General features: G+C 57.5%; 22 protein-coding genes. 10 read left to right on the plus strand and 12 right to left on the minus strand.

Annotated features, from left to right (window positions below; translation table 11 throughout):
* Positions 1-55 precede the first annotated feature (55 nt).
* From KP707_RS02700 to gshB, 4 genes are all read left to right on the plus strand, one after another.
* The gene (locus tag KP707_RS02700) at positions 56-937 is read left to right on the plus strand and encodes an aldose 1-epimerase (RefSeq protein ID WP_211502059.1); all 882 of its coding nucleotides are present in this window, start codon (positions 56-58) and stop codon (positions 935-937) included.
* Positions 937-1,437 carry a transcription elongation factor GreB gene (gene greB, locus KP707_RS02705; protein ID WP_211502060.1) on the plus strand — a complete coding sequence of 167 codons (501 nt, stop codon included), beginning with the start codon at positions 937-939 and terminating at the stop codon, positions 1,435-1,437. The genes KP707_RS02700 and greB overlap by 1 nt, the downstream gene beginning before the upstream one ends.
* Before the next feature lie 11 nt (positions 1,438-1,448).
* The gene (locus KP707_RS02710; protein WP_211502061.1) at positions 1,449-1,862 is read left to right on the plus strand and encodes an NUDIX domain-containing protein; all 414 of its coding nucleotides are present in this window, start codon (positions 1,449-1,451) and stop codon (positions 1,860-1,862) included.
* Between the two features lie 83 nt (positions 1,863-1,945).
* Complete coding sequence (gene gshB / locus KP707_RS02715; RefSeq protein WP_211502062.1) at positions 1,946-2,923, plus strand: glutathione synthase; 978 nt, start codon at positions 1,946-1,948, stop codon at positions 2,921-2,923.
* Between the two features lie 36 nt (positions 2,924-2,959).
* On the opposite strand, the gene KP707_RS02720 is transcribed toward gshB, so the two are convergent.
* A complete protein-coding gene (locus KP707_RS02720; RefSeq protein ID WP_211502063.1) occupies positions 2,960-3,166 on the minus strand; it encodes a hypothetical protein in 207 nt (68 codons plus the stop codon).
* Positions 3,167-3,329: 163 nt separating this feature from the next.
* Between KP707_RS02720 and KP707_RS02725 the strand changes: the two genes are divergently transcribed.
* The 3 genes from KP707_RS02725 (at position 3,330) to KP707_RS02735 (ending at position 6,213) form a co-directional block, all read left to right on the plus strand.
* On the plus strand, positions 3,330-4,010 hold the full coding sequence (locus KP707_RS02725; RefSeq protein WP_211502064.1) for a class I SAM-dependent methyltransferase: 681 nt from the start codon (positions 3,330-3,332) through the stop codon (positions 4,008-4,010).
* 83 nt (positions 4,011-4,093) lie between these two features.
* Entirely contained in the window at positions 4,094-5,269 is a 1,176-nt protein-coding gene (locus KP707_RS02730) for a cbb3-type cytochrome c oxidase subunit I (protein WP_211502065.1), read from the plus strand.
* Entirely contained in the window at positions 5,266-6,213 is a 948-nt protein-coding gene (locus KP707_RS02735; protein ID WP_211496521.1) for a heme o synthase, read from the plus strand. The genes KP707_RS02730 and KP707_RS02735 overlap by 4 nt, the downstream gene beginning before the upstream one ends.
* Positions 6,214-6,339: 126 nt before the next feature.
* On the opposite strand, the gene KP707_RS02740 is transcribed toward KP707_RS02735, so the two are convergent.
* The 6 genes from KP707_RS02740 to KP707_RS02765 all read right to left on the minus strand — a co-directional run bounded on the left by KP707_RS02740 (position 6,340) and on the right by KP707_RS02765 (position 12,710).
* Positions 6,340-7,245 (minus strand): TIM44-like domain-containing protein, encoded by a 906-nt coding sequence (locus KP707_RS02740; protein ID WP_211500074.1) that lies wholly within the window; start codon positions 7,243-7,245, stop codon positions 6,340-6,342.
* Entirely contained in the window at positions 7,245-8,576 is a 1,332-nt protein-coding gene (locus tag KP707_RS02745) for a TldD/PmbA family protein (RefSeq protein WP_211502066.1), read from the minus strand. Before KP707_RS02745 ends, KP707_RS02740 begins: the two co-directional genes overlap by 1 nt.
* Entirely contained in the window at positions 8,573-9,838 is a 1,266-nt protein-coding gene (locus tag KP707_RS02750; protein WP_064273984.1) for a pitrilysin family protein, read from the minus strand. The genes KP707_RS02745 and KP707_RS02750 overlap by 4 nt, the downstream gene beginning before the upstream one ends.
* Before the next feature lie 68 nt (positions 9,839-9,906).
* Positions 9,907-11,307, minus strand: a complete 1,401-nt coding sequence (gene thrC / locus KP707_RS02755) for a threonine synthase (RefSeq protein ID WP_211500076.1) — start codon at positions 11,305-11,307, stop codon at positions 9,907-9,909.
* 22 nt (positions 11,308-11,329) lie between these two features.
* Entirely contained in the window at positions 11,330-12,322 is a 993-nt protein-coding gene (locus KP707_RS02760; protein ID WP_211502067.1) for a hypothetical protein, read from the minus strand.
* A 49-nt stretch (positions 12,323-12,371) separates the two neighbouring features.
* Positions 12,372-12,710, minus strand: coding sequence for a hypothetical protein (locus tag KP707_RS02765; protein WP_249202728.1), 339 nt, complete (start codon positions 12,708-12,710; stop codon positions 12,372-12,374).
* 152 nt (positions 12,711-12,862) lie between these two features.
* Here KP707_RS02765 and KP707_RS02770 point away from each other — a divergent pair, with 152 nt between their 5' ends.
* Positions 12,863-14,551 (plus strand): lipopolysaccharide assembly protein LapB, encoded by a 1,689-nt coding sequence (locus KP707_RS02770; RefSeq protein WP_211502068.1) that lies wholly within the window; start codon positions 12,863-12,865, stop codon positions 14,549-14,551.
* On the opposite strand, the gene KP707_RS02775 is transcribed toward KP707_RS02770, so the two are convergent.
* The 4 genes from KP707_RS02775 to KP707_RS02790 all read right to left on the minus strand — a co-directional run bounded on the left by KP707_RS02775 (position 14,520) and on the right by KP707_RS02790 (position 21,952).
* The gene (locus KP707_RS02775; protein ID WP_046899676.1) at positions 14,520-17,369 is read right to left on the minus strand and encodes a [protein-PII] uridylyltransferase; all 2,850 of its coding nucleotides are present in this window, start codon (positions 17,367-17,369) and stop codon (positions 14,520-14,522) included. The genes KP707_RS02770 and KP707_RS02775 overlap by 32 nt on opposite strands.
* Positions 17,366-19,996, minus strand: coding sequence for a DNA mismatch repair protein MutS (mutS, locus tag KP707_RS02780; RefSeq protein WP_211502070.1), 2,631 nt, complete (start codon positions 19,994-19,996; stop codon positions 17,366-17,368). Before mutS ends, KP707_RS02775 begins: the two co-directional genes overlap by 4 nt.
* A gap of 98 nt (positions 19,997-20,094) precedes the next feature.
* Entirely contained in the window at positions 20,095-21,651 is a 1,557-nt protein-coding gene (gene murJ / locus KP707_RS02785; RefSeq protein WP_203548525.1) for a murein biosynthesis integral membrane protein MurJ, read from the minus strand.
* 64 nt (positions 21,652-21,715) lie between these two features.
* On the minus strand, positions 21,716-21,952 hold the full coding sequence (locus KP707_RS02790) for a hypothetical protein (protein ID WP_046899673.1): 237 nt from the start codon (positions 21,950-21,952) through the stop codon (positions 21,716-21,718).
* 105 nt (positions 21,953-22,057) lie between these two features.
* On the opposite strand from KP707_RS02790, the gene KP707_RS02795 reads away from it, so the two are divergent.
* Positions 22,058-22,513, plus strand: coding sequence for a DUF4112 domain-containing protein (locus tag KP707_RS02795; RefSeq protein ID WP_211502071.1), 456 nt, complete (start codon positions 22,058-22,060; stop codon positions 22,511-22,513).
* Here KP707_RS02795 and KP707_RS02800 read toward each other — a convergent pair.
* Entirely contained in the window at positions 22,454-22,948 is a 495-nt protein-coding gene (locus KP707_RS02800) for a glutathione peroxidase (RefSeq protein ID WP_083956279.1), read from the minus strand. The genes KP707_RS02795 and KP707_RS02800 overlap by 60 nt on opposite strands.
* 89 nt (positions 22,949-23,037) lie before the next feature.
* Here KP707_RS02800 and KP707_RS02805 point away from each other — a divergent pair, with 89 nt between their 5' ends.
* Entirely contained in the window at positions 23,038-24,282 is a 1,245-nt protein-coding gene (locus tag KP707_RS02805; RefSeq protein ID WP_249202729.1) for a NupC/NupG family nucleoside CNT transporter, read from the plus strand.
* The last annotated feature ends 2 nt before the right edge of the window (positions 24,283-24,284 follow it).

Below are 24,284 nucleotides of genomic sequence, written 5' to 3' on the forward strand. Positions count from 1 at the left end.
ATGAGGGCCCCGGGTTGCCCATGACCGACCGCCATTATCAGGATTGCAGACTGTCATGATTGAACTGAGTTGCGGCAAGAGCCGGCTCACTATTCTTCCCGAAACCGGAGGCTCTGTCGGCCTCTGGCAGCGGGATGAAAAAGATATTTTTCTTCCGACCCCGAATGACGCTTTGCGCGCGCTGAATGGAGTGGCAGTTGGGGCGTACCCGCTAATTCCGTATTCCAATCGTATTGCCAATGGGCGCTTTTCGTTCGGCGGACAGAGTTATGATCTGGCTCCGAACATGGCGGATCATCCGCATACAATTCACGGTAACGCCTGGGAGCAGGCCTGGACTGTTGCTCATCAAGGGGAAAGCCATGCGGTACTGACGCTCGATCACGTCCCGCAGGACAATGATCAAGCGTGGCCTTTCGCCTATCGTGCTGCTCTGTCTTACCAACTGACAGATGCAGGTTTTGACGTGCAGATTGCCATTGAAAATCGGGGTGAGGCGGAGCAGCCAGTCGGGTTTGGTTTTCATCCATTTCTCGCCGCAGATGAAAACGCAACGTTGTCATTTGATGCTGAAAAGGTCTGGCTGACGTCTCCGGATGGTTTGCCTGTGCAGGGTGCTCCCTGTGACGGGGAGTGGTCTTTTCATACGCCCAAGCCCGCTCATGATCGTTTTATCGATAACTGCTTTGCAGGTTTTGGCGGGCGGGTTGTTTTGAAGCGTCCGGACGATGGGCTGGCAGTAACGGTTGAGGCGGATCCAATCTTCAAGCATCTGGTCGTCTTTACCTCCCCGGATAGCCCGTTTGTCGCTGTGGAACCCGTCACGAACATGACGGACGCCATTAATCAGACTGATGTTGTCGCCAGCGGGCTGCATCTCCTCAAACCAAAAACACGGATTGGTGGTCGGATGCGCTTTCGGGTTCAGGCGCTCTGATGTCTGAGAAAACACCCCTCTCTCATTATCTCTCCCCGCGTGGTGCGGAGGTGATGCGAGCTGAACTCAAGGAACTGGCGCAGAAAGAGCGTCCGCGCATTGTCGAAATCGTCTCCTGGGCCGCAGGCAATGGGGATCGATCTGAGAATGCCGATTATCAGTACGGCAAACGCCGATTGCGGGAGATCGACCGGCGTTTGCGGTTCCTGGGAAAAAGACTTGAAAATGCGGTCATCGTTGATCCAGCGGCGCAGACCACGCGGGATCGGGTCTTTTTTGGCGCGACCGTGACCTATGTCGATGAGGACGATGTCGAACACACCGTAACGATCCTCGGTGTAGACGAGTCGGATCTGGTGCGAGGGGAGGTCAGTCTCATTTCACCCATCGCACGTGCCCTGATGCGAACCCGTGTCGGGGATGTGGCCATGTTGCAGACGCCTCGTGGCCCTGTCGAAATCGAAATTCTCAAAATCACTTATCCTGAGACACAGGGTTGAAAGAGGGCGTCGTGCAATCTGAACCGCGTGTTGGATGTGGCGCTGCCATTCTCGTGGATGGAAAGCTTCTGCTGATTCGTCGCAAAAAGGCGCCCGAAGCCGGATGCTGGGGACTACCCGGCGGTAAAGTAGATCTGTTTGAGCCTGTTTCGCGTGCTGTCGACCGGGAAGTTGCAGAAGAACTGGGCATTACGATCCACGCCCGGGACATGCTGTGTCTGGTCGAGCAGTCTGATCGGGAGAGCGGTACGCATTGGATCGCCCCCGTTTATCTGGTGACGAAACTGACTGGAACGCCAACGGTCATGGAGCCAGAAAAGCATAGTGATTTTGGCTGGTTTCCTTTGGGTGAGCTTCCCTCTCCCCTGACCACACCGACAGTGCAGGCTATGGCCGCTTTGCGTAGCCGGGCCGACATCTTTTGAGAGCGAGCTGTGGGTGGCTTTGAAAAAGCCATTCTGGCCGCTACAGAATAAAATCCTATTTTTCCTTAGCCGGAGTTTCCGACATGCCCCGCTCACTCCGGGTCGCCGTACAGATGGACCCGTTAGAACAGGTCAACATCGATGGCGACTCCACTTTTGCCCTCATGCTTGAAGCGCAGGCGCGTGGACACGAGCTCTGGGTTTATCCTGTCACCACGCTCAGTCTGATTGAAGGTCAGGGCAAGGGTGGCCGCCTTCAGGCCCGCGCGCGCCGGGTCGAGGTTCGCCGTGTTCGTGGAGATCATGCGACGTTTGGTGAAGAAGAAATTCTTCCGCTGGGCGAGACCGATGTGATCCTGATGCGTCAGGACCCGCCGTTTGACATGGGGTACATCACCGCGACCCATATGCTTGAGCACGTTCATGGGGTGGGCGAGGGGCTGTCACTTGTCGTGAACGATCCAGTCGCCGTTCGGAATGCGCCTGAAAAGCTGCTTGTCACGCATTTCCCACACCTTATGCCGCCGACATTGGTTGCATGGGATAGCCGGGATATTCTGGCATTCCGCGAGCAGCACAAGGACATCATCGTCAAGCCGCTTTACGGCAATGGTGGCGCCGGAATTTTCCGCATCAAGCCGGATGATGAAAATCTGAAGGCTCTGCTGGAAATGCACTTCGCCCGCACCAACGAACCGTTGATGATCCAGCGCTATGAGCCCGCTGTACGCCTTGGAGACAAGCGCATCATTCTCGTGGATGGGACGCCAATTGGTGCAATTAACCGCGTTCCTGCTACTGGTGAAGCGCGGTCAAACATGCATGTTGGCGGGCGCGCAGAACGGGTGGAACTGACGGAGCGCGATCGGGAGATCTGTGATTCGATCGGTCCGTACCTTCGAGATCATGGCCTGATTTTCGTTGGTATTGACGTGATCGGGGACTGGCTGACGGAGATTAATGTCACATCCCCGACCGGGCTCCAGGAGTTGGATCGGTTCGAGGGCATCAACAGTGCCGGGCTGGTTTGGGACGCGATTGAGCGGCGCTACCCGTCCTGAAGTGACGGAGCAAGAAAGACGTCTGAGCGGTACAGCTCAGGCGTCTTTTTTTTCTGTTTCAGCTGGCGCCGCATCATAGCGGATGGGAAGTTGCAACTCGGGCGTAGGCTCGTCCTGCGGTTCCGGTGCCTTGTCCTTTACAAAACGGTTATCCCACCATTCCGTAATTTGCCCCCGAAAATGAAACACGTAGACACCGCCCCATGTAACGAGGCAGAGCAGGATCAGCAGGAAATTCAGCATCCGGGACCTCCAAAACGGTGAAAAACGGGTAACTCGCCCGTCATCCGCAACGCGTGTCTTGCCAGATGCATGTCTGGAAGGGCAAGAAGGACCCAACTGAACGAAGTTTCCGGACAAGCTCTCCAGTCTTGATGGGGAGCGGACACAGAAGGTCGCATATATTATGTCTTCAACCCTCTCCCCGCGTTCTGCACTGGATGCGGAGGCCGTCAAGGCGGCCTATCGTCGATGGGCGCGAGTTTACGATACTGTTTTCGGTGGTATCTCCGGCTATGGACGCAAGAGGGCTGTTGAAGCCGTAAATGCTCTCCCAGGAGAGCGGGTTCTTGAAGTTGGCGTTGGGACAGGCCTCGCGCTGCCGTCATATTCTCCGGATAAACGCATTACTGGCATTGATCTGTCGGAAGATATGCTTGACCGTGCCCGCCAGCGCGTTCTTCAGGACCGTCTGACCAACGTCGACGATCTGCTGGAAATGGATGCGGAAGCCACGACTTTCGAAGACAACAGCTTTGATATTGCCGTTGCGATGTTCGTCGCGTCCGTCGTTCCACACCCCGACCGTCTTCTTGCCGAACTGAAGCGCGTTGTTCGTCCGGGTGGTCACATCCTGTTTGTGAACCACTTTCTTGCAACGGGTGGCCTGCGGCTGACGGTAGAGCGCGGCATGGCCCGTGCATCCCGTTCTCTCGGCTGGCATCCGGACTTCGCAATCGAGTCTCTTCTGCCACCAGGAGACCTGAAACGCGCGACTATGACGCCCGTTCCGCCTGCCGGGCTGTTTACACTCGTGACATTGCCGCAATGCGAGAGTAAAAGCGACGCCGCAGCCCTGGTCGCCTGATCGGCGTATGGCTCCGGTTAAGCCGGCGCCGAGTATTCCGACGCTCGCTGCGGTATTCCTTGGCAGGGACCGACTACGCGATCATGACTTATCAGGCCTTCGACTCTACCCCCGCTCTTTCCAATAGACGGATCGGCGCATCCTTTATTTTACTGGCACTGTTTGCTGGTCTTCTGGGTGGGTCGTTGGCTCTGCCATTCCTTCAGATTCATCCGACTGCCGGGCAGGCTTTCTGCCACGGCATTCTGATGGCTTTCTTTGTAATCTGCCCGGCTGCGCTCGGTGGATTCGGCCAGTGGCTACTCCCCGCTGAACTTGGAACAGACAGAACAACCCTTCCGGCTCTGACATTGACGGGCTTCTGTTTTCTGTCATCCGGCGTTGTGTTTCTGCCAATCCAGCCAATCATTGCACTAGCGCTTTGGGCTGTGGGGGTTTTCGCGGTCGCTCTGGATGTAATCACGACTTTTCTTGAAGGACGTGTTCTTCAGTTCCGGAAGCTTTCCCCACTGGCCTGGTCCATGCTTGCAACGGCGTCAGGTGTGACGATTGTTGCGCCTGTTCTTGCTGCAATCATGACACGGATGATGATCAACGGGGCTCCGGCCAATGCTGCTCATGAACTGGTCAGTCTGCTTCATCTTCCAGAAACATCCCTGATGCTGACGCCAGCTCTGGGGCTGGTCTGCTATCTGCTGTCGTCGAGCCGGAATAAGCCAGGACTGGCTGACCGGCTGGCTCCCTATGCTTTTGGCGTGATGGCCGTCGTTGGTCCGCTCTTCTGGATGGACGGCCTCTTCGGGGGGGGGCCTGCTGCAGTGCAGGGAAGCCTCGTGGTGTTGACGCAGCTTGTACCGTCAGTGCTGCTGGTGACTGCGCTTTGCATTGACGTCTGGAAGCAGCGCCAGGAACTGGACGGGACGACGCTTTGGGCGTTGGGTAGCGTGATCCTTTTCTCAGCGGGTTGGATTGCAGAGTTCATGCCGGGCCATGGAACAGATCATTCAGCTGCGGCATTTGGTGGCATCATGGCGCTCTGTGGTGGTTTCTATGCCTGGATGATGCGTGTGCTCCCGGACCATATTCCGTCTCCATTGAGCCGTATGCATGCAGGCCTGACCTTTGTGGGTGCTCTTTGCTCCTTGACGCCAGCGCTGATGGTGGTCGGAGAAGGCCTGATGGGCCTCAGCCTGCTGACATTCGGCATACTCGGACTTTTCCTGATCAAGGAGACCGGGCGCGCCCGGGCCAAAGCATGAGTGAAGCAACACCCCTAGCCCCCTCGGGGCTTTTTTCAGTTCTGGGCGATAAAGGAGACTCGTCGCTCAAGGACTGGCTGGCTCTGCTGAAGCCGCGCGTTATTTCCCTTGTTGTGTTTACGGGGGCTGCGGGCATGGCTGTGGCCCCACAGTGGCCATCCATTCCCATCGGTCTCATTACCATCCTGTGCATCTGTATCGGTGCTGGCGCCGCCGGTGCGATCAATATGTGGTATGATCGCGATATCGACGCAGTCATGCGCCGAACCAATGTACGCCCGATTCCTGATGGCAGAATGCCAGCGGATAGCGCGCTGGTTTATGGTATCGCGCTGTCCGTGCTGTCTGTTGTCGTGCTGTGGCTTGCCACAAATGCTCTTGCTGCAGGTATTCTGGCGTTCTCGATCTTTTTCTATAGCGTTGTTTACACGATGTGGCTCAAGAGAAGTACGCCGCAGAACATCGTGATTGGTGGTGCCGCCGGAGCGTTTCCTCCAATGATCGGCTGGGCAGCAACCATGAATTCCATGGCGGTTCTGCCCGTTGCCATGTTCGCCATTGTGTTCCTCTGGACGCCACCGCACTTCTGGTCTTTGTCGCTCTACGCGTGCAAGGATTACGACAAAGCGGGCATCCCGATGCTGCCGGTCGTCAAAGGCGCCCGTCACACACGCTGGCAGATTCTTCTTTATACATTCATCCTCACGGCCGTCTCACTGTGGCCATCTTTCGCGCATGAATGCGGAATGTTTTACACAGTGACGACAAGCCTGCTGGATCTGGGCTTCATCCTGTGTGCCGTGCGTGTGCTGATGGACCAGCAGGATGCAACGGGCGTGAGCCTGACAAAAGACAAGCCAGCGCGCTTCGCTTTCCGATACTCGCTGGCTTATCTGTTTTTTCTATTTTGTGGTCTTTTGGTGGATCGGGTTCTGCTGTCATGAAAACAACGATGCCTGATCTCGCAGCGAAACGGCGTCAGAGCCGTATCGTCGGAATTGCAGGAGGGGTCATTACCCTCGCTGCAATTTTCTATGTGATTACACTGATCCGTTTCTAAGAACGGGCTTTCAGCCAGCCTGCTGGATGGCTGAAAGGATCCAGTTCCCGCGCCCGTCCGCGCGGACAAACGTCCAGAGTTCCGTAACGGTGACGGGCTCTGTTGAGCTTCCATCAATCACATTGCCAAACGAGTCGGTTGTGACGTCCGTCATGGAATAACGCATGGCAACCGTCGCATAGGTCAGGTTGCGTTCACGCCAGGCTTCAGACAGATCGCCGCGCTGGAACTGAACATTGGAAACAATGTTACGTGCGCCACGGCTGGCGAGATCAGAAAGCTGTTCGTTGAAGTATCCAGCCATTTCCGGTGTGGTCATGCTGGAAAGCGCACGTGTGTTCTGTGCACTCCAGGCTGCCTGGATATCAAGAAGGAGGCGCTGGAAGCTGGTATAATCGTCGTTGCTCAACGTGACGGGCGCGCTTCCTCCAGCCGCGCTGAACGGAGCGCTGCCAGACACCCCGTTTGCTGCCGTCTTGCGACGATTAAACAGCCGAAGAACGAACATAATCAGCGCACCAATCACGAACACCTGGAACAAAAATCCAAGGAATGACGTGCCGCCGTTCATGCCACCAAAGAACCCGTGCCCACTCAGCATTCCGAACAGACCAGCGCCCAGCAGGCCTCCTGCAAAACCTGTCATGAACGGATGGCGGTTTGGAAAGGACGGGCGATAACCCGGCGTCATGGGAGCCATCGGACGGGGAGCGGTCTGTGCACCATAGTTGGACTGCGGCGCCATTGTCCGGTCCATTGGGCGTGTCCAACTCGGCGTGATGGATGTCCGTGGAGGCGCACTCCAGGTGCGCGAACCACGGCTCCCCATAGAGGCACCGCCACCCGGACGGGCATCGGCGGAACCCAGCACGCAAAGCAGCGCACAGGCGACGGAGAAAAGACGAAAATTACGCATCAAAGTCCTGCAATGCTCATGCCATCAATCCGGATGCTCGGCGCATTCACGCTGATCCGGAAGGAAAGATCGCTGGCCGGAACCATACGGGAGAACATGTCCCGAAGATTTCCAGCAATCGTGAGTTCCGCAACGGGCTCAGCAAGCTCGCCGTTACGGATCATGAAGCCGGAAGCTCCTCGGCTGTAATCACCCGTCAGCATATTGAGGGATGATCCCATGAGTTCCGTGACCAGTATCCCTTCCTTTATATCGGAACGCAGATCCCCTGCGGAAAGATCACCTGGTTCAAGATGAAGATTTGTCACACTTGGGCTCGGTGGACCTGAAACGCCTCTGCTTGCGCGCCCGTTGGACCGCAGGTCAAGCTGACGGGCGCTTCTGGAATCCAGCAGCCATGTGGTGAGAACGCCGTCCGAAATCAGATCCAGAGCTGTCGCGGGGCAGCCTTCACCGTCGAAGGGACGCGAGCCCGCACCACGAATACGGCGAGGATCGTCACGGACTGTCAGGCCAGCGGACAGAATACGCGTCCCCATGGCTTCTTTCAGGAATGACGTGCCTCTCGCAACGGATGCGCCATTGATGGCACTCGCCAGATGACCCAACAGGCTGGAGGAAACCCGCGGATCATAAATGATGCTGTATGTGCCAGTCTTCGGACGAGAGGGGTTCACGCGCGAGACAGCACGTTCTCCTGCCTCACGGCCGATAAGGGCAGGTGCGTCCAGATCTTCCAAATGGACGGTGCCGTGATGAGCATAGTCCCGCTGCATCAGGGCGCCATCACCGGCCAGTACGCTGGCGCTGATGGAGTGCCCTGTACGGCTGTAACGCCCCATGAAGCCCGCAGACGTACCAAGCGCAATAACTGTGCGGCCATGTCCGGCAGAAGCGCCGTTCGTGTTGGTAACACCAGACACAGCCACGGCAGCGTCTTCCGCTTCTCGTGCGCGCGCCAGAAGGGCGTCCATGTGCGGTGCTGCCGTGTCTTCCAGATCCAGACCGGACGCATCAAAATGTCCGACCATGCTGTCAGGCGCAAGACCGCCAAAGCGGTCTTCTGGCACGACAAGCGCCATGGCACAGGCCTGTTCTGCCAAGCGATCAAACTCGGCTTCATCCAGAACGCTGGTTGACACCGATGCGGCTTTTTGGCCCCGGAAAACACGGAGACCAAGCGCGACACTTTCTGAGCGCTCTATGCCTTCAGGGACACCTTTCCGAACCATCGCGGATTCGGATTCATTTCTGATGAACACGGCATCAGCGTGATCGGCACCATGTCGTTTGGCAGCGGCGAGGAGGGCCTCAATGGGCGTAGTGGTCATGCAGCAAGCCTCGCAGTGATGTCTTCAATGGCAGGCACATTCTTCACGGGCCCGATAGCCGTGAAAGTTGGGGTGCCTGCAAAGATGGTCTTCGCAACCCGAAGAATGTCAGCTTCCGTTACGGCATCAATTTTGCCGACTGTCTCCGTGACAGGAACAGGGCGGCCATGAACCTGGATCTGGCGTGCCAGCTGTTCGCACCGGCTACCCGTGCTCTCCAGAGACATCAGCAGGGATGATTTGAGCTGCGCCCGGGCACGAGAAAGCTCTTCAGGTGTCAGGCCGTCCTGAAGGCGCTTGAGCTCGTCAATCATGACCGGCACCAGCTCAGCCACTTCGGCTTCGCCCGTTCCCGCATAAAGTCCGAACAGACCACTGTCGCTGAATGGGGAGGCAAACGAATAGACGCTGTAAACCAGCCCGCGACGTTCGCGAATTTCCTGAAAGAGCCGCGAAGACATGCCGCCGCCCAACAAGGTGGACAGGATCATGACAGCGTAATGATCGGGGTGGTGATAGCTGACAGACGGGAAGCCCATCACCAGGTGGGCCTGATCCAGTTCACGCGTGGTGCGGATGTCACCCCCGGCATAGTCCGCATTGCGGGGCGTTGGGGTCTGATGAGTGGGAAGGTCGGCGAAGTGCTCTTTCACGAGATCCACAACCTGCTGGTGATGCAGGTTGCCGGCCGCGGCGATCGTGATGTTACGCGTGGTGTAATGTTCACGCATGTAGCCCATCAGCGTCTCACGCGTCATGCCGGAAACAAGCTCTTCGGTTCCTAGCGTCGGGCGGCCCATCGGTTGAGCCGGGAAGGCGCATTCCTGGAAGTGATCGAAGATGATGTCATCTGGTGTATCGTTGGCCTGACCGATTTCCTGGAGAATGACACCACGCTCACGCTCGATTTCAGCATCCAGAAACGTGCTGTGCGTAAGAATGTCCCCGATAATGTCTACACCAAGCGTCAGATCCTCCTTGAGGAGCTTGACGTAATACGCGGTGGTTTCCCGCGCAGTGTAAGCATTGATATGACCACCGACATTCTCGATTTCTTCGGCAATACGGGCTGCGGACCGTCTTTCTGTGCCTTTGAAGGCCATATGCTCGAGAAAGTGGGAGACGCCGTTGTTTTCGGCAGTTTCGTCGCGTGTGCCGATCGAAACATAGGCGCCGAAGGATACGGTCTCAACGCGTTCCATGCGTTCCGTGATGATGGTCAGACCGTTGTCGAGCGTGGTGACTTCAATCGTATCGGGCATGAGTTTCCGTAAAATCATAAAAAGACAGGCTCCCTGAGATGGGGAGCCTGTAGGAAGGGACAAGCCTGTCAGTGGCGGCGGATATGGGTGCGAACCGCATCCTGAATACCGGCGAGCTGACTGCTCATGGTGTCATAGCGCTCTGGGCGCTCGAAAAGATCAGCGAGGTGAGGCGGCAGAGCAGCCTTTATTCCGGTCGCTGCGAAAACAGCATCCGGGAATTTGGCAGGATGTGCAGTGGCTGCAGCGACCATAGGAATGCCCGGCTCCTGGAAGCGCTTGCCGACTGCCAGGCCGATCGCCGTATGGGGATCGGCCAGATAGAGGCTTTCGCTGTAGAAGTGACGCATGGCTTCGCTGGTCTGCTCATCACTGAGCGTCATGCCATCAAAGACGTCTTTCATGCGCGTCCACGCATCGTGTGGTACGGCCATTCGGCCAGTTTCACGGAATTCTTTCATGATCGCAGCGCAACGCGTCGGGTTGCGGTCCAGAAGTTCGAACAGCAGACGTTCGAAATTGGACGAGACCTGAATGTCCATGGACGGCGAGAGGCTTGGCTCCACCGTACGGACACTCATATCGTTTTCAATCAGGAAGCGCGTGAGAATGTCATTGCGGTTCGACCCAATACACAGGCGACGGATGGGGAGGCCCATCTGGCGTGCGGCCCAGGCTGCCAGCACATTGCCGAAATTGCCGGTCGGAACGGAGAAAGACACTTCGCGGTCTGGTGCGCCTAATGCCAGCGCTGCCCGGATGTAATAAGGGATCTGGGCGGCGATACGGGCCCAGTTGATGGAGTTGACGGCGGAAAGAGAAACTTCGTCGCGGAACGTCGTGTCTGCGAAGAGGGCCTTTACCATGTCCTGACAGGTATCGAAGTCACCCTCGACGGCGATGTTCAGGATATTGTCATCTGGAACCGTCGTCATCTGGCGGCGCTGAACTTCTGACGTCCGGCCTTTTGGGTGAAGAATGACGACGGACAGGCGCTCGCGGCCACGGCAGGCTTCGATGGCAGCCGAGCCGGTGTCACCGGATGTCGCACCGACGATCGTAACTTTCTGGTTCCGCTGCGTCAGGACATGATCGAACAGGCGGCCGAGCATCTGCATCGCCATATCTTTGAAGGCGAGCGTAGGGCCATGAAACAGTTCAAGTGAGAAAAGGTCCTGCTCCACTTCGCAAAGCGGCGCGACAGCGGCGTGATCAAAGCCCGCATAGGCGTCCCGGGCCATGTCGCGAAGAGTATCGCGGTCAATGGCGCCTTCGGAAAACAGGGAAATGACTTCGGCAGTCAGGTCCGCGTAGGAGAGCGTGCGCCATTCACGGAACGTCTGGGCGCTGATTTTTGGCCAGCTCTCCGGCATGTAGAGACCACCGTCTCCAGCAAGGCCGGCAAGGAGGATGTCGGAGAAGTTGGGTGCGTCGGCGGTCAGGTCGCCGCGAGTAGATCGGTAGCGCATGGGAAGTTTATATCACGACCTTCTATGGCAAGGCGATGCGAAGAATGTGCGGTTTTCCATCTTCTGATGTCAGAACGGCAACCTGATGGCTGTCAGAAACCGCCAGTGCTCCAGCTTCGAGAAGGCGAGTATCCCGGATGAGGATCAGAGGATTGCGTTCGCTGCCGAACTGAAGGAGAGCGCCATCCGTAAGGTCAGACATGTAGAAGACGTTTTCAGGGCTTAGGGTGATGCCGCCGAGGCTCGGCGTATCGCGCCATTCCACAATGCCATCAAGCTGCTCAACGGGCGTGAAAGCCGGATCTGTCAGGAGGGAGGCGTCAATCCGATACAGGGGGCCGCAGGCGGGCATGTAAAACAGCCATTGCCCCTTTGCGTCGAGCGCCAGAAACCGAACATTCCCGCCAGTCAGAGGGTGCCCGTCCGGTCCGTTGGTAATTTGTGCGTTGCGCGTGAACGGTCTGCGTCCTGTGACGGATGGATCATAGGGCAGAAAGCGCTGTGCTTTACCGTCCTTCAGGGAAACGACAACGAGGGCCGGTTTTCCTTCGTCCGTCACATAGGCAAAACTTCCATGGACTTGAAGTACCGTGAGATTGCTGCCTTTCAGCGTTCCGCCGACGAAGGGGACCTCTCCAAGAAGCTTCCCATCCACAGAGAGATGAACAAGCTTAGCCTGAGGCGACACTGTCAGGCCCCAGTAATCCGATCCTGCCTGCGTCAGAAATGCGAGGGGCGGGATTTGTCCCTGCTCAGCGGCATCAATCGGAAACGGATGAGTGTGATTTTGGGAATCGAGTAAAACAGGGCGACCCTCTTCACTCAAAGCCAGGAAAGTGTCTGCGCTATGTGGAAGCAGGGAGCCAAGCTGAACACGATCAAGCGCAGCATCAGCAACAATCTGTGCTGACTGCGGAGCATCTTTCCACGGATGGTCTGCATAAGCAGGTGAAGAGAACAGACCAGCAGCGCCCAGAAGAGCGCTCGCGACGGAATATAAAAACCGGCTTTTCATAGCTCCAGACATCGGCCCGTCCAGAAAATTTGGCAAGCCTCAAACAGGACTAATAATCCAGCGTGGCTTCTTGCTCCGTTTTTTCTTCTCGGGTTTTTGAAGAAAGAATGCGGGCTGCATGACGTTGCACGGGCGACAGTGCCGGTCGTGGGTTGGATAGCCAGGGAGCGTGCTCATGCTCAACCGGGAAAAGCACGGCTGCATGCATAAGCAACGCCGTATCTACAGTCATACATTCAATGGACCAGCGTTGGTCGGGCATGCGGGCAATGTAATGACCGGATGCCGTTTGTCTGATTTCAATAGGGAACGTGCGCGTGGTCATACCCTGGCGCACAGTTGCATAAACCAGGCCCGGAACGCTGCCTGTCCGTTGTTCAAGATGCATGGTCAGACGCCTCTGGCTAGTCTTGTTACAAGACGTTATGACGCCCAGAGTCTGAAAATTTCGTTAACGTCTCATGGTGTTTCTTTGGGTTGTCTTGCCGAAATCTTCTCGAAGGAATGGATTTTCAGGGCATTTGGCCGCATCACTGACGGATGACAGGTCATTACAAGCCAGATCCGACGCGTTTTGCTTTTGACTGCTTCGCCAGAGGCGACCTCGCGAGCGCTGAAAAATCCTTGCGTGACATTCTGGCTCATGACTCTGCGCAACCTGATGCGTGGCACGGCATGGCCTGTCTGGCTCGTGCTCGCGGGCAGAATGCGACCGCTATTGCGATGGCCGGACGGGCTTTGCAGGCTGGTGGCCTTCCAGCATCAAGATCAGCGCGTGTTCATATCACATTGGGGTTGGCACTCGCTGCAGAGGGCCACTTTGAGCCTGCACGTGCGGCTCTCTCCGTAGCGCGAATATTGCAGCCTGCTGACCCGCGCGCCCATGCCGCGAGTGCTGAAGTCTTTTTGCTGCTGGGGCAGCGTAAAGAGGCTTGTGAAGCTCTGGAGGAAGCGTGCGCCCTTGCGCGAGACGATGTCGAATATCTTACAAGGCTTGGTGAAATCTATCTGCAGGATGGGCGTCCGGATAAGGCACTTTTCTGTTTTGACAGAGTGACGAAACGTGCGCCGCGCGATGGGCGTGGCTGGGCTAATCTCGGAGCAGCGTTTTTTGAAAGTAGACTTTTAGAGTCAGCCCTTCAGGCTTTGGAAACGGCATGTGATTTGGGAGCCCGAACCGGAGCAACCCTGAATAGTCTCGGCTTGGTTCAGATGGCTCTTGGGAACTTGCAGGAAGCACGCCGAACCTTGGAAGAAGCGCTAGGTTTTGCTCCCGAGGATGCCCGGATTGCCAATAACCTTGGAACGGTTCTGATGGAGATGGGCGAGGAAGAGACAGCCAAGCGGCTTTTTTCGGTCATCGCTGGTCGGACGTCTGATTACGAGCAAGCCCAGGCTCGCTTCAATCACGCGACTATTTTGCTGGGAGAAGGTGAGTTTTCGGAAGGCTGGCAGGAATTTGAAAGTCGACATCGCCTTCTGAATACGCCGCAGTCTTCTCTAGCGTGGGATGGCTCCGAAGGTGAATTGCCGATTGTCGTGACGGCAGAGCAAGGTCTGGGAGATAGCATCCAGTTTTTGAGGTTTCTGCCTTTAGCCACCGCCAGACGACCTCTCCGACTGCATTTTCCAGTGGCTTCGTTAGTAAGCCGGATGCCTACGATGGACCATGCTCGGATTCTGGAACCTGAAGGACCTGTCGCAGGAGAAATCAGTCTTCTGAGCTTACCATTTGTTCTGGGGCTGGCGGGCCAGGGAGGAGCAACGCCCTATCTGGAGTCTGCGTCGATCCCGGAGCCGCGGGTTGTTGGACTCTGCTGGGCGGGAAATCCGTCTTACAGGTTTGATCGGCGTCGCTCTCTAAACCTGGAATGGGTGGAGCCGTTGCAACGTGTTGAGGGCGTTCGTTTTGTGTCCCTTCAACAGGGAAATTGCCCGGAATGGATGGAAAAGGTCTCTCTCGAAACACCCGAAGAGCTTGCGGACGCTGTAGGGCGGTGCTCGCTTGTTATTAGTGTGGATACTGCGGTGGCACACATGTCTGGTGCCATGGGGCGCCCGCTTTGGCTGTTGAATCGCCGGGGCGGTGACTGGCGCTGGAAAACCACTCCCTGGTACCAGAATGTGCGGCAGTTCAGGCCAGAAGGCTTCCTGCCAGAAGCGTGGCCACCCGTTGTGGAACAGGTGGCCGAAAACCTCAGGACGTGGGTGCAGCAACAGCCTTCTTGACGGTTTGTGGCGTCAGGGAAGCAAGGAGTGTTTCACGTATGTGAGCCAGGCGCGTTGGATCTGTGATCTTCATGCCCAGAAGGTCACGAACATAGAAAACGTCCACGGCCCGCATTCCATAGGTGGTAATGTGAGCAGAGGAAATCTGAAGCGACTGCTCGCTTAGCGTCGTTGTGATGTCATGGAGCAGTCCCGATCGGTCACGACCGTTGATCTCGATGACAGTGTGCCGATCCGAAGCGGTATTATCGATCACTACACGGGGTGGAACGTGAATAGCGCGCATCCGGCGGGAAGCTCCGCGATGACGCGCTTCTGCGATACCCTTCTTCAGGTCAAGGCGACCAGATAGGGCCTGCTCGACCAGATGATTAAGACGCCCAAGCTGGTGAGGATCTTCAAAGGAACATCCATCAGCGTCCTGAACCCAGAAAGTATCCAGAGCCATGCCATCGCTGAGGGTGTGAATGCGGGCATCCACGATGGATGCGCCTGCGACAGCAAGGGCACCAGCAATCTGTGAGAACAGTCCTGGATGGTCAGCACAAAGCACTGTGAGCTCTGTCACGCCGCGTTCCGGAATTGGATAAGCTTCGACGGTGACGGGTGAGCGATATCGGTCCGAATCGTGGATCATGCGCGCATGGCGCATGTGGGTATCGGTGTCGAAACCGAGCCAGTAGCTGGGATATCCGAGAGCCAGAAAGTGCTCGATACTGCTTTCTGGCAGCAGCGAGCTCAGACCATCTCGGGCCAATTCACGGGCATGCGTGACGCGGCCGTCCTGCTCCGTTGCGGCCAGTCCGCCTTCCAGAACTTCTGCCACACGGGAAAACAGCTCACGTAGAAGCGTGGCTTTCCAGGCATTCCAGACTTTGGGGCTGACGGCGCGCATGTCAGCGATTGTCAGGAGGAGGAGAAGGCGAAGGCGTTCCGGAGACTGAATGGTGTCTGCAAGATCAAGGATCGTCCGGGGATCATCAATGTCTCGGGTGAATGCTGTCTGGGACAGCAGTAGATGATGCAAAACGAGCCACGAAACTGTCTCTGTCTCTTCAGGGTCCAGACCCAGTTGCGGGCAGATGGTGAGGGCCAGATCCGCCCCGAGTTCCGAATGATCGCCGCCACGGCCCTTGGCAATGTCATGGAGAAGAACCGCGACATATAGGGCCCGGCGTGAGCGCAGATCCTTGGCGAGACCATATGCAAGCGGGATCTCATCCGCCATATGACCCGCTTCGATCTGGCCCATCATGCGGACGGCCTCAATGATGTGCTCATCCACCGTATAGATGTGATAGCTGTCGAACTGCATTTGGCCGACAACGCGTGACCAGTCCGGAAGCAGGCGACCGAGCAGGCCGGTTTCGTTCAGAATGGGAAGCCAGAACGGAACGGTCTTTGTTTCATCCGCACTTGGTTCACAAAGCAGATTAAGAAAGATCTGCGCTGTTTCCGGATCATCCCGCAGTTCAACGGCGTGCCGTTCGTTGCGGATCAACTGCTGAATGGCAAGTGGGTGCAGTTCCAGATCATGCCGGCGCGCGCAGTCCAGCATTCGGAACATGTCACGCGGGTTCTTTGCAAACGTGACCGGATCAACAGGGCAGAGACGTCCGGCAATACGTTCGAAACCTTCTGGCCCCGGGAGTGCTTCCGGATGAGTGTCGCTTGCCTGATCCTGCAGGCGCATCAGCACGATCGGCTGAAGAACATGCGTCAGGCGCATGACGTCCCGTGCCGTCAGGAAGTAGTGTCGCATGAAGCGTTCGACACCGCGCTGACGTCCGTGCGTGGCATATCCCATCCGGCCCCCGATGACGGGCTGAACGTCAAAGGTGAGCCGCTCTTCCGCGCGGCCGGTGATATAGTGAAGGTGCAGCCTGACAGTCCAGAAAAAATCCCACGCACGCCGGGCGCGGTGGGTTTCACGGTTGGTCAGGAGGCCAAAGGAAATAAAGGATGGTGTCGGGACGGCTTCGGCAGGGGCCGTGCTCTGGTCTGGCGTTGTAATGGCGCAGCCAAGTGCGGCACGGCCCATCCAGTTCAGCGTTTGAAGATCACGGAGGCCGCCGCGGCCTTCCTTGATGTTCGGCTCAACCATGTAGGGGTTGTCACCAAAGCGGCGATGACGCAGCTCACGCTCTTCAATCTTGCCACGGACGAAATCGCACAGCGTGTCGTTCTGGAGATCTGCACCGAGGGCAGAGCGGAGATTACGGGCGAGCGTTCGATCACCATAAAGGGGGCGCAGGTCCAGAAGGGCCGTGCGGATGGTCAGATCTTCGGCCACGTCCTTGATGCAGGCGCTGATGGAGCGCGTCGCATGACCGACTCGGAGGCCAAGATCCCAGAGGGCATAGAGAATGAACTCAATGCGTGTGGTCAGGGCCGGAGATGCATCTTCCGGAATGAGAAACAGGATGTCGATATCGCTGAAGGGGGCGAGAAGGCCCGCTCCATAGCCGCCGGTGGCACACAGACAGAGTGGCTCTTCGGAGGACGCATTGTCCTGCGCGGCAGAAAGATCAGCCAGCGCACAGACAACGCTGTCGGCCTGAGCCGCGAGCGCGCGTGCCGCATCAATCCCCGAGATCAGGCGCTTTTCGAACCTGATGCGGATATCTGCATGGCCATTGCCAAGATGACGACGAAGGATGGAGAGGACGTCATCTCGGGACGTCAGCCCCTGTGCGGCGGCAGTCTGAAGAGCTGTTTGCAGCGACGGGGTCATGGCTTTGCGGTCAGACAGGGTCGTATCCGTATCGTCAGCGAAAGGGGAGGGAAGACTTTCGCCCCAGAAACCAGCACTTTTCAAGTCCTGTCTCCTGTAGCGAGGCGTTTAAGATCATATAGCGCGGCTAGCGCCTCTCGGGGAGAGAGATCATCAGGGTTGATGGTCGTGAGCGCATCGAGGGCCGGAGAGTGCAGAACCTGCGGCTCGGGGGCGTCTTCTGATGCGTCTGCAACGGCCTCGAACAATGGCAGCGAAGAGCGGGCTTCAGCCTGTTCACGTTCGAATGTGCTGAGAAGCCGAGAGGCACGGTTCACCACCGATTGCGGAATCCCGGCCAGTTTGGCCACATGAAGGCCCCAGCTCTTACGGGCTGAACCAGGGCGGACTTCATGCTGGAAAATGACCTCGCCCCGCCACTCTTTGACGGCCATAGTGTACGGAGCCAGGCGCGGCAGGAACTCAGTCAGAGCGCCCAGCTCATGGAAGTGCGTAGCGAAAATCGTGCGCGAGCCAAGCTGGGTATGGAGCGCTTCAAGCGTAGCCCAGGCAATGGAGAGGCCGTCCAGCGTTGCCGTTCCACGTCCAATTTCGTCGACGACGACAAGAGACTTGGGACCGGCCTGATTGAGGATGGCAGCGGTTTCAGTCATTTCCACCATGAAGGTGGAGCGGCCACGCGCCAGATCGTCTGCACCACCCACGCGGGAAAACAGCCGATCCACAACACCAATACGGGCGCTTTTCGCCGGAACCGGCAGCCCGGCCTGCGCCATGATCACGGCAAGCGCAGTCTGACGGAGGAATGTGGATTTACCCGCCATATTCGGGCCGGTGAGGAGCATGGCGCGGTGTTCTGGGGGAAGAGCGCAGTCATTGGGAATGAAGCGTGCGTCCGCGCTGCCGGTTTCTGTGAGGGCGGCTTCGACAACGGGATGTCGGCAAGCGACAAGCTCGAAATCGGTATCGTCCGTGACAGTTGGGCGGCACCACGAGCCTCCCTCTGCCAGAATTGCGCAGGATCGTAAGACGTCTGTCAGAGCAAGATATTCTGCGACTTCGTCCAGCGCGGGAGTTTCGAGGATGCGGGTGCAGAGGGCGGTGAAAAGTCGGCGCTCAAGCGTGCTCGCTTTGTCTGCGGCCTCGAGAATGGCGCGGTCCAGCGCAGCGAGTTCTTCGGTGGAGAAACGTGCGAGGCTCGCTGTGCCCTGTCGGAAAGAAAGCTCAGGTCGCTCTTTCAGCTTCGCCCCGGCTGCAACAGGGACCTCAATGACGTAACCCAGCTGGGCATGATGGCGGATCTTAAGATTGCCGATCCCGTACTCTTCGGAGAGGCGCCCCTGAAGTGCTGCGACGATCCGTCGACTTTCATCCCGGAGTGTTCGGTATCGATCCAGCTCAGCATCAAATCCGACGGCGATGAAACCACCGTCCTCGATGCGTGCAGGCAATTCTTCCGCAAGCGCAGCTTTCAGCGTGTCTAAAAGGGCATCGGCGCGGCCATAAAGGCCAGCCGTCAGCGTGCGGATCAGGGACGGTGTGTTTTTGTCGCAGGCCGGCTGGAAAAGGGCTGTCAGATCGTCGGCGGCAATCAGAGTATCGCGGATGGATGCGAGATCGCGCGGTTGGCCACGTCCTGCCGACAGCCGGCCGAGGGCGCGAGCCGGGTCTGGTGTGCGTTTAAGAATATCGCCCAATGCGGCTGTAAAACCCGGAACGGATCGAAGCCACAGCCATGCGTTCTGACGCTCGGTGATGGTAATGGCGTTAGTGAGTGGAGAGGAAATCCATTGAGAAAGCAGGCGGGAGCCTGCTGCTGTGACGGTGCGGGAGATCACACCGAACAGGCTGTATTTTGTCTCCCCATCACGGGTACGCAGAATATCGAGGCTGGCGCGGGTTGCTGGGTCGATCCCGAGCACGCCGCTGATGCCCTGCGGCATCGGGCGCGAGAGTCTGGGAAGCGCTCCGGCCTGACTGCGCTGAACGTAGTGAAGTGCCATGGCACAGGCGATGGCCTGCTCGTCCGGAAAGTCTCCGAGCGCATCAATCTGTGCCACCCCATAGGCACGGGAAATCAGAGTACGGGCGCTATCCAGAGACGGCGGAACAGCGACTGGTGCAAGCCGGCTGGCGTGGTCTGCCGGGATGAGCTCTGGATCTGAAAGAACTTCCGCAGCGTCCAGACGGGCCATCAGCTCTGGAAGGGCGACTTCAGGCACAGACGTTGTCTCGAACGCGCCTGTAGAAATATCGATCCAGGCTGCGCCAATCATTTTGGAGCGGCGGTCTCCGGAGCGGGCAATAGCCAGAAGCAGATTGGCGCGGCCAGCTTCGAGCAGTTCGTCTTCCGTCAGAGTGCCCGGAGTGACGACACGGACGATCGCGCGGGGAAGAGGGCCTTTCTGGCCTTTTTGCGGTGCCTGCGTTTGCTCAGCAACAGCAACGCGAAAGCCTCGGCGAATCAGACGAGACAGATAGGCCGGTGCCGCTGCAACCGGAACGCCGCACATGGGAATCGGCTCGCCGTTGTGATTGCCCCGTGCTGTCAGCGCGATATCGAGTGCCATCGCGGCGGCTTGGGCATCTGCGAAGAATAGCTCGTAGAAATCACCCATTCGGAAAAACAGAAGAGCATCTGGCTCCTGATGCTTGAGCGCGAACCATTGCGCCATGGAAGGCGTAGCATTGGCGGCAGAAGGCAGGGGCATGAACGTGCCGATGGGTCCGGTCTCCGGTGGTGAGATATGAGGAGGGGAGGGGAAACTACCGTGTCCCTGCCGGTGTGTGAACCGGCAGGATCAGTGTCTTAGCGTGTGCGTCTTCTGGCGATGCGCGTTTGCAACGCTGCGAGCACGTCACTGAGTTTCAGAACCTTCAGGGCGTCGAGAGAAATGGCGTAGACCACGCCTCCGAACACGATCAGTGCGCCCAGCATGCTCAGGCGCCAGATTCCGTGCCAGTTCGGCAGGTCGGGAGCGGCAAATTTTTGTGCTGCGGCAACCCAGAGGGCCATCATGAGAGAGGCTCCAATTATCCGGGCTGAGCGGCTTTTCAATCGTGGGTCAGGCTGGAAGATGCCACGGCGATGCAAAAGCACGGCCAGAATGGCAACGTTCACGACCGCTGCAATCGTGCTGGCCAGTGGAGGGCCCACATGAGCCAGTGGTTTGTAGAGCGCCAGATTGAGCGCCAGATTTAATCCAAGGGTAAAGAAGCCAATTCGGACGGGCGTGCTGGTATCCCCTTCAGCGAAAAAGCCGGGCGAAAAGACCTTGATGAGTACAAATGCTGGAAGCCCAAGGGCGTAGGCCCGCAGGGACTGGGCAGACTTCAGTGCATCTGCGACCGTAAAGTGACCGTAGCTGAACAGGCCAGCCATGATCGAGGGAGCCAGTGCAATTAGGCCCATCGTTGCGGGAAGGGTCAAAAGCAGAGCGTAATCGAGGGCGCGGTTCAGGCTGGCATGTACGGAAGCGCGGTCGTTGTTGGCAACGTGTCGCGTTAGAAGCGGCAAGAGGGTTGTACCCGCAGCAGCACCAAGAACGCCAAGAGGGAGCTGGTTGATCCGGTCCGCGAAGTACAGAATCGACGGGGAGCCAACGGGCAGTCTGGTGGCAATGATCGTGTCCACCATCAGGTTCATCTGTGTGACACCCGATCCGACGAGACCCGGCCCCATCCGTCGCATCAGACCACGGATATCTTTTGAAAAGCTGGGGCGGACGAGATGCGGCGCGACACCGGCCCGATGAGCGGCCCAGTAGAGGGCACCCAGCTGGACGATGCCCGAAATAACGACACCCCACGCACTGGTCAGCGCAACACTGTGCCAGACATAGGCCCCCAGAAAGATCGCTGCGATGCCGATGATGTTGAAACTCAGATAGGCGGCGGATGCAGCGCTGAATTTTCCCAGACCATTCAGCACACCGGAAACCAGAGCCGCCGCACAGATCATGACCATGTAGGGGAAAGTGATCTGTGTCAGCGTCAGGGCCATCTCAAAACGCTCGCCCTGAAAACCGGGGGCAAGAATCGAGATGATGAGGGGCATGCACAGTTCACAGATGATCGTCAGGATCACCAGCCATGCCACCAGAGCGGACAGAGCCTGCCCCGCAAAACGCAGGGCTGCGGTGCGTCCCTCAGTCTCATACTTGGCGGTGAACATCGGCACGAAGGCTGCGTTGAACGCGCCTTCTCCGAACAGTCGCCGGAACATGTTCGGCAGGCGCAGGGACACCAGATAGGCGTCCTGTGCGGGGCCGGCTCCAAGGAAGGCAGCAAGAAGCTGGTCACGAATCAGGCCCAGAACACGCGAAAGCATGGTCCAGCTGCCAACTGTCAGGAAATTGCGAAGCATTTCCTGTCTCTAGCGTATCCCGCTGACGGGTAACATATCCTCCTGAAGCCAGAAGGAACGATTTTTAGCGAAGAACAGTCTCGCGAGCGTAAAGTTTTTCCGATGGACGCGTCATGGAGGGGCGAACGGCAGCCAGACCGATACAAAGCAGAACAATTTCCAGCGTCAGCATGACGCTCGCCCAGAAGATGCCGGGCAGGCCCAGAAAGCTCGTGACGTGATGTGCGACAGAAGGCGTGAAGGCGCCAAGGGCAGCAACGACCAGAAGCGGCAGAATGGGCCGAAGGAGAGACGCTGTCATGAGAAGTCTCCTGTCATATTCCTGTCATGAGGCTCGCGTTTTTTGATACGCTGCGTCAAGGAAAAAGAGGAAACTCTCGATCCCGTCTGCGTGTTAATTTGTATCATGGTTAAAACCGCATTTTCCTCATCTCCGTCAGACACCGCAGAACTCTTACGAAGGCTGGAGCGGCTCAAGCGTCTGGCCTGGGTTCTGAACTCGGCTGTCCGAATTCCCGGGCTTCGCTTGAGAGCAGGTGTTGATACGGTCTTGGGGCTCATTCCCGGAGGAGGGCTGGCTCTTGGAACGCTCCTGTCCCTCTATATTGTCTGGGAAGGCCACCGGATGGGTGTGGGAGCAGCAACCATGCGCAAGATGCTGCTTAATGTCGGCATTGAAGCGGTAGTTGGTGTTGTTCCGCTAATGGGGGATCTGTTCGATACCGTGTTCAAGGCTGACATGCGCAATGTCCGCCTGATTGAGGAGGCGCTGTCCCGGCCGGAAACCGGGGCACCCTATAATTCAGTGATCGAGAAGAATCCGGCGGACGGCCTCTTCTACCCGTCCGGGCGTCGGTTTTGAGAGCGGTGTGAACCACCGCACGAGATGCCCTTCGCGGTTCACGAGGTACTTATAAAAATTCCAGCGGGGGCGAGATAAAAATCCGCCCTCTTTACCCAGCCATTTGAAGAGCGGGATGGCATCTGGCCCTTTGACATGGGCTCTGGCTGCCATAGGGAATGAGACCCCGTAATTGCGGTGGCAGAATGTCTTGATCTCTTCTGCCGAGCCCGGTTCCTGCTCTCCAAAATCATTCGAAGGTACGCCGAGAACCGTCATGCCATCCGGGTAATCGCGCCCGTAGAGGGACCACAGATGCTGCAAGCCTTCATACTGGGGGGTAAAGCCGCATTTCGAGGCTGTGTTGACGATCAGGAGTGGCCGACCACGGAACTGGGAAAGATCAATTGTTTCCCCAGACAGTCCGGGCAGGTGGAAATCATAGGCGCAGGTCATGGTTTCTCCCCCTCATTTTCATCTACTGTAATATCATACTGCTAAAGAGGCGAGAGCAGGGCTGGACATGGCGCTGTCATGCAGACAGGTTGTGCAACCGTTCTGTTTTTGAAAGGGAGCTTGCCTTCGTGATCCTGCGCGTCCTGATCGGCATGGCCGGTCTTCTCTGTCTTGGCGCGTTATTTTCCACGAACTGGCGGGCGATCGACTGGAAACTGGTTGCGCGTGCCTTAACCCTTCAGGTGGCTATTGCAGCCGTAATTCTCTGGATTCCCGCCGGGGCACATGGGCTCCACATGATTTCCGGGGCCGTGACGAAGGTCCTGTCTTACGGGGATCAGGGAAGTGCCTTCCTTTTCGGTGGTCTTGTAGGTCCGAAAATGGACACGGTTTTCGGGGACGGAGGATTTATCTTCGCCCTCAAGGTTCTGCCTGAAATCGTGTATGTCGCAGCGCTTCTGGGGCTGATGCAGCACTGGGGTGTGCTTCAGTTCCTGTCGCGCATCATCGGTGGCGCTCTCACGAAGATTCTTGGCACCACACAGCTGGAATCCTTTTCAGCCGTTCTGACTATTTTCCTTGGCCAGAGTGAAATGCCGATTGCCCTTCAGACCTGCTTGGCCGGTCTTTCTATTGGAGAGCTGGCGACGGTTCTGTGCAGCGGGACGTCATCCATCGCAGGCTCGGTTCTGGCAGGCTATGCGTCGCTAGGGGTTCCAATGGAGAACCTGCTCGCTGCGTCTGCAATGGCTATTCCGGGTGGGCTGCTGTTTTCACGTGTTCTGTTCCCCGGCCCGAGGCATGTCAGCACGGAAATTGCCGGGGCGGATCATGGCCATCACAGCATGTTTGAGGCCTTGGCCGAAGGTGCCATGAACGGTGCCAAAATCGCGGTTGCAGTCGGGGCGGTTCTGATTGCCTTTGTTGGCATTATTGCCCTGACAGATGGTCTTCTGGCGATGGTCGGTCTGTCTCTCGCGCAAATCCTTGGTTACGTTTTTGCGCCCTTCGCGTGGCTCATGGGTGTGCCGTGGTCTGAATGTGTGGTGGCGGGTGGATTACTCGGTCAGAAAATCGCATTCAACGAGTTCGTCGCCTACGTGAATCTTTCTCCCATGATTCATGCGCATGTCCTGTCGCATCGAACCATCACGATCCTGTCTTTCGCACTGTGTGGATTTGCGAATATTTCCACTATTGGCATTTTGATTGGTGCGTTTGGCAGCGCGGAGCCGCGTAGGCGCACGGATGTATCGAAGCTGGCGGTTCGCGCCGTGGTGGCCGGTACACTTTCCAACGCCATGAGCGCCGTGATCGCCGGGCTTTTCGTCTGAAA

The organism is Gluconobacter sp. P5E10 (genome assembly GCF_018812145.1).
Lineage (GTDB): Bacteria > Pseudomonadota > Alphaproteobacteria > Acetobacterales > Acetobacteraceae > Gluconobacter > Gluconobacter cerinus.

Excerpts from the sequence above, each read along its gene's own strand:
- KP707_RS02700 (WP_211502059.1), top strand. The coding sequence starts at position 56 with ATGATTGAACTGAGTTGCGGCAAGAGCCGGCTCACTATTCTTCCCGAA.
- greB (WP_211502060.1), top strand. The coding sequence starts at position 937 with ATGTCTGAGAAAACACCCCTCTCTCATTATCTCTCCCCGCGTGGTGCG.
- gshB (WP_211502062.1), top strand. The coding sequence starts at position 1,946 with ATGCCCCGCTCACTCCGGGTCGCCGTACAGATGGACCCGTTAGAACAG.
- KP707_RS02720 (WP_211502063.1), bottom strand. The coding sequence starts at position 3,166 with ATGCTGAATTTCCTGCTGATCCTGCTCTGCCTCGTTACATGGGGCGGT.
- KP707_RS02725 (WP_211502064.1), top strand. The coding sequence starts at position 3,330 with ATGTCTTCAACCCTCTCCCCGCGTTCTGCACTGGATGCGGAGGCCGTC.
- KP707_RS02730 (WP_211502065.1), top strand. The coding sequence starts at position 4,094 with ATGACTTATCAGGCCTTCGACTCTACCCCCGCTCTTTCCAATAGACGG.
- KP707_RS02735 (WP_211496521.1), top strand. The coding sequence starts at position 5,266 with ATGAGTGAAGCAACACCCCTAGCCCCCTCGGGGCTTTTTTCAGTTCTG.
- KP707_RS02740 (WP_211500074.1), bottom strand. The coding sequence starts at position 7,245 with ATGCGTAATTTTCGTCTTTTCTCCGTCGCCTGTGCGCTGCTTTGCGTG.
- KP707_RS02745 (WP_211502066.1), bottom strand. The coding sequence starts at position 8,576 with ATGACCACTACGCCCATTGAGGCCCTCCTCGCCGCTGCCAAACGACAT.
- KP707_RS02750 (WP_064273984.1), bottom strand. The coding sequence starts at position 9,838 with ATGCCCGATACGATTGAAGTCACCACGCTCGACAACGGTCTGACCATC.
- thrC (WP_211500076.1), bottom strand. The coding sequence starts at position 11,307 with ATGCGCTACCGATCTACTCGCGGCGACCTGACCGCCGACGCACCCAAC.
- KP707_RS02760 (WP_211502067.1), bottom strand. The coding sequence starts at position 12,322 with ATGAAAAGCCGGTTTTTATATTCCGTCGCGAGCGCTCTTCTGGGCGCT.
- KP707_RS02765 (WP_249202728.1), bottom strand. The coding sequence starts at position 12,710 with ATGCATCTTGAACAACGGACAGGCAGCGTTCCGGGCCTGGTTTATGCA.
- KP707_RS02770 (WP_211502068.1), top strand. The coding sequence starts at position 12,863 with ATGACAGGTCATTACAAGCCAGATCCGACGCGTTTTGCTTTTGACTGC.
- mutS (WP_211502070.1), bottom strand. The coding sequence starts at position 19,996 with ATGCCCCTGCCTTCTGCCGCCAATGCTACGCCTTCCATGGCGCAATGG.
- murJ (WP_203548525.1), bottom strand. The coding sequence starts at position 21,651 with ATGCTTCGCAATTTCCTGACAGTTGGCAGCTGGACCATGCTTTCGCGT.
- KP707_RS02790 (WP_046899673.1), bottom strand. The coding sequence starts at position 21,952 with ATGACAGCGTCTCTCCTTCGGCCCATTCTGCCGCTTCTGGTCGTTGCT.
- KP707_RS02795 (WP_211502071.1), top strand. The coding sequence starts at position 22,058 with ATGGTTAAAACCGCATTTTCCTCATCTCCGTCAGACACCGCAGAACTC.
- KP707_RS02800 (WP_083956279.1), bottom strand. The coding sequence starts at position 22,948 with ATGACCTGCGCCTATGATTTCCACCTGCCCGGACTGTCTGGGGAAACA.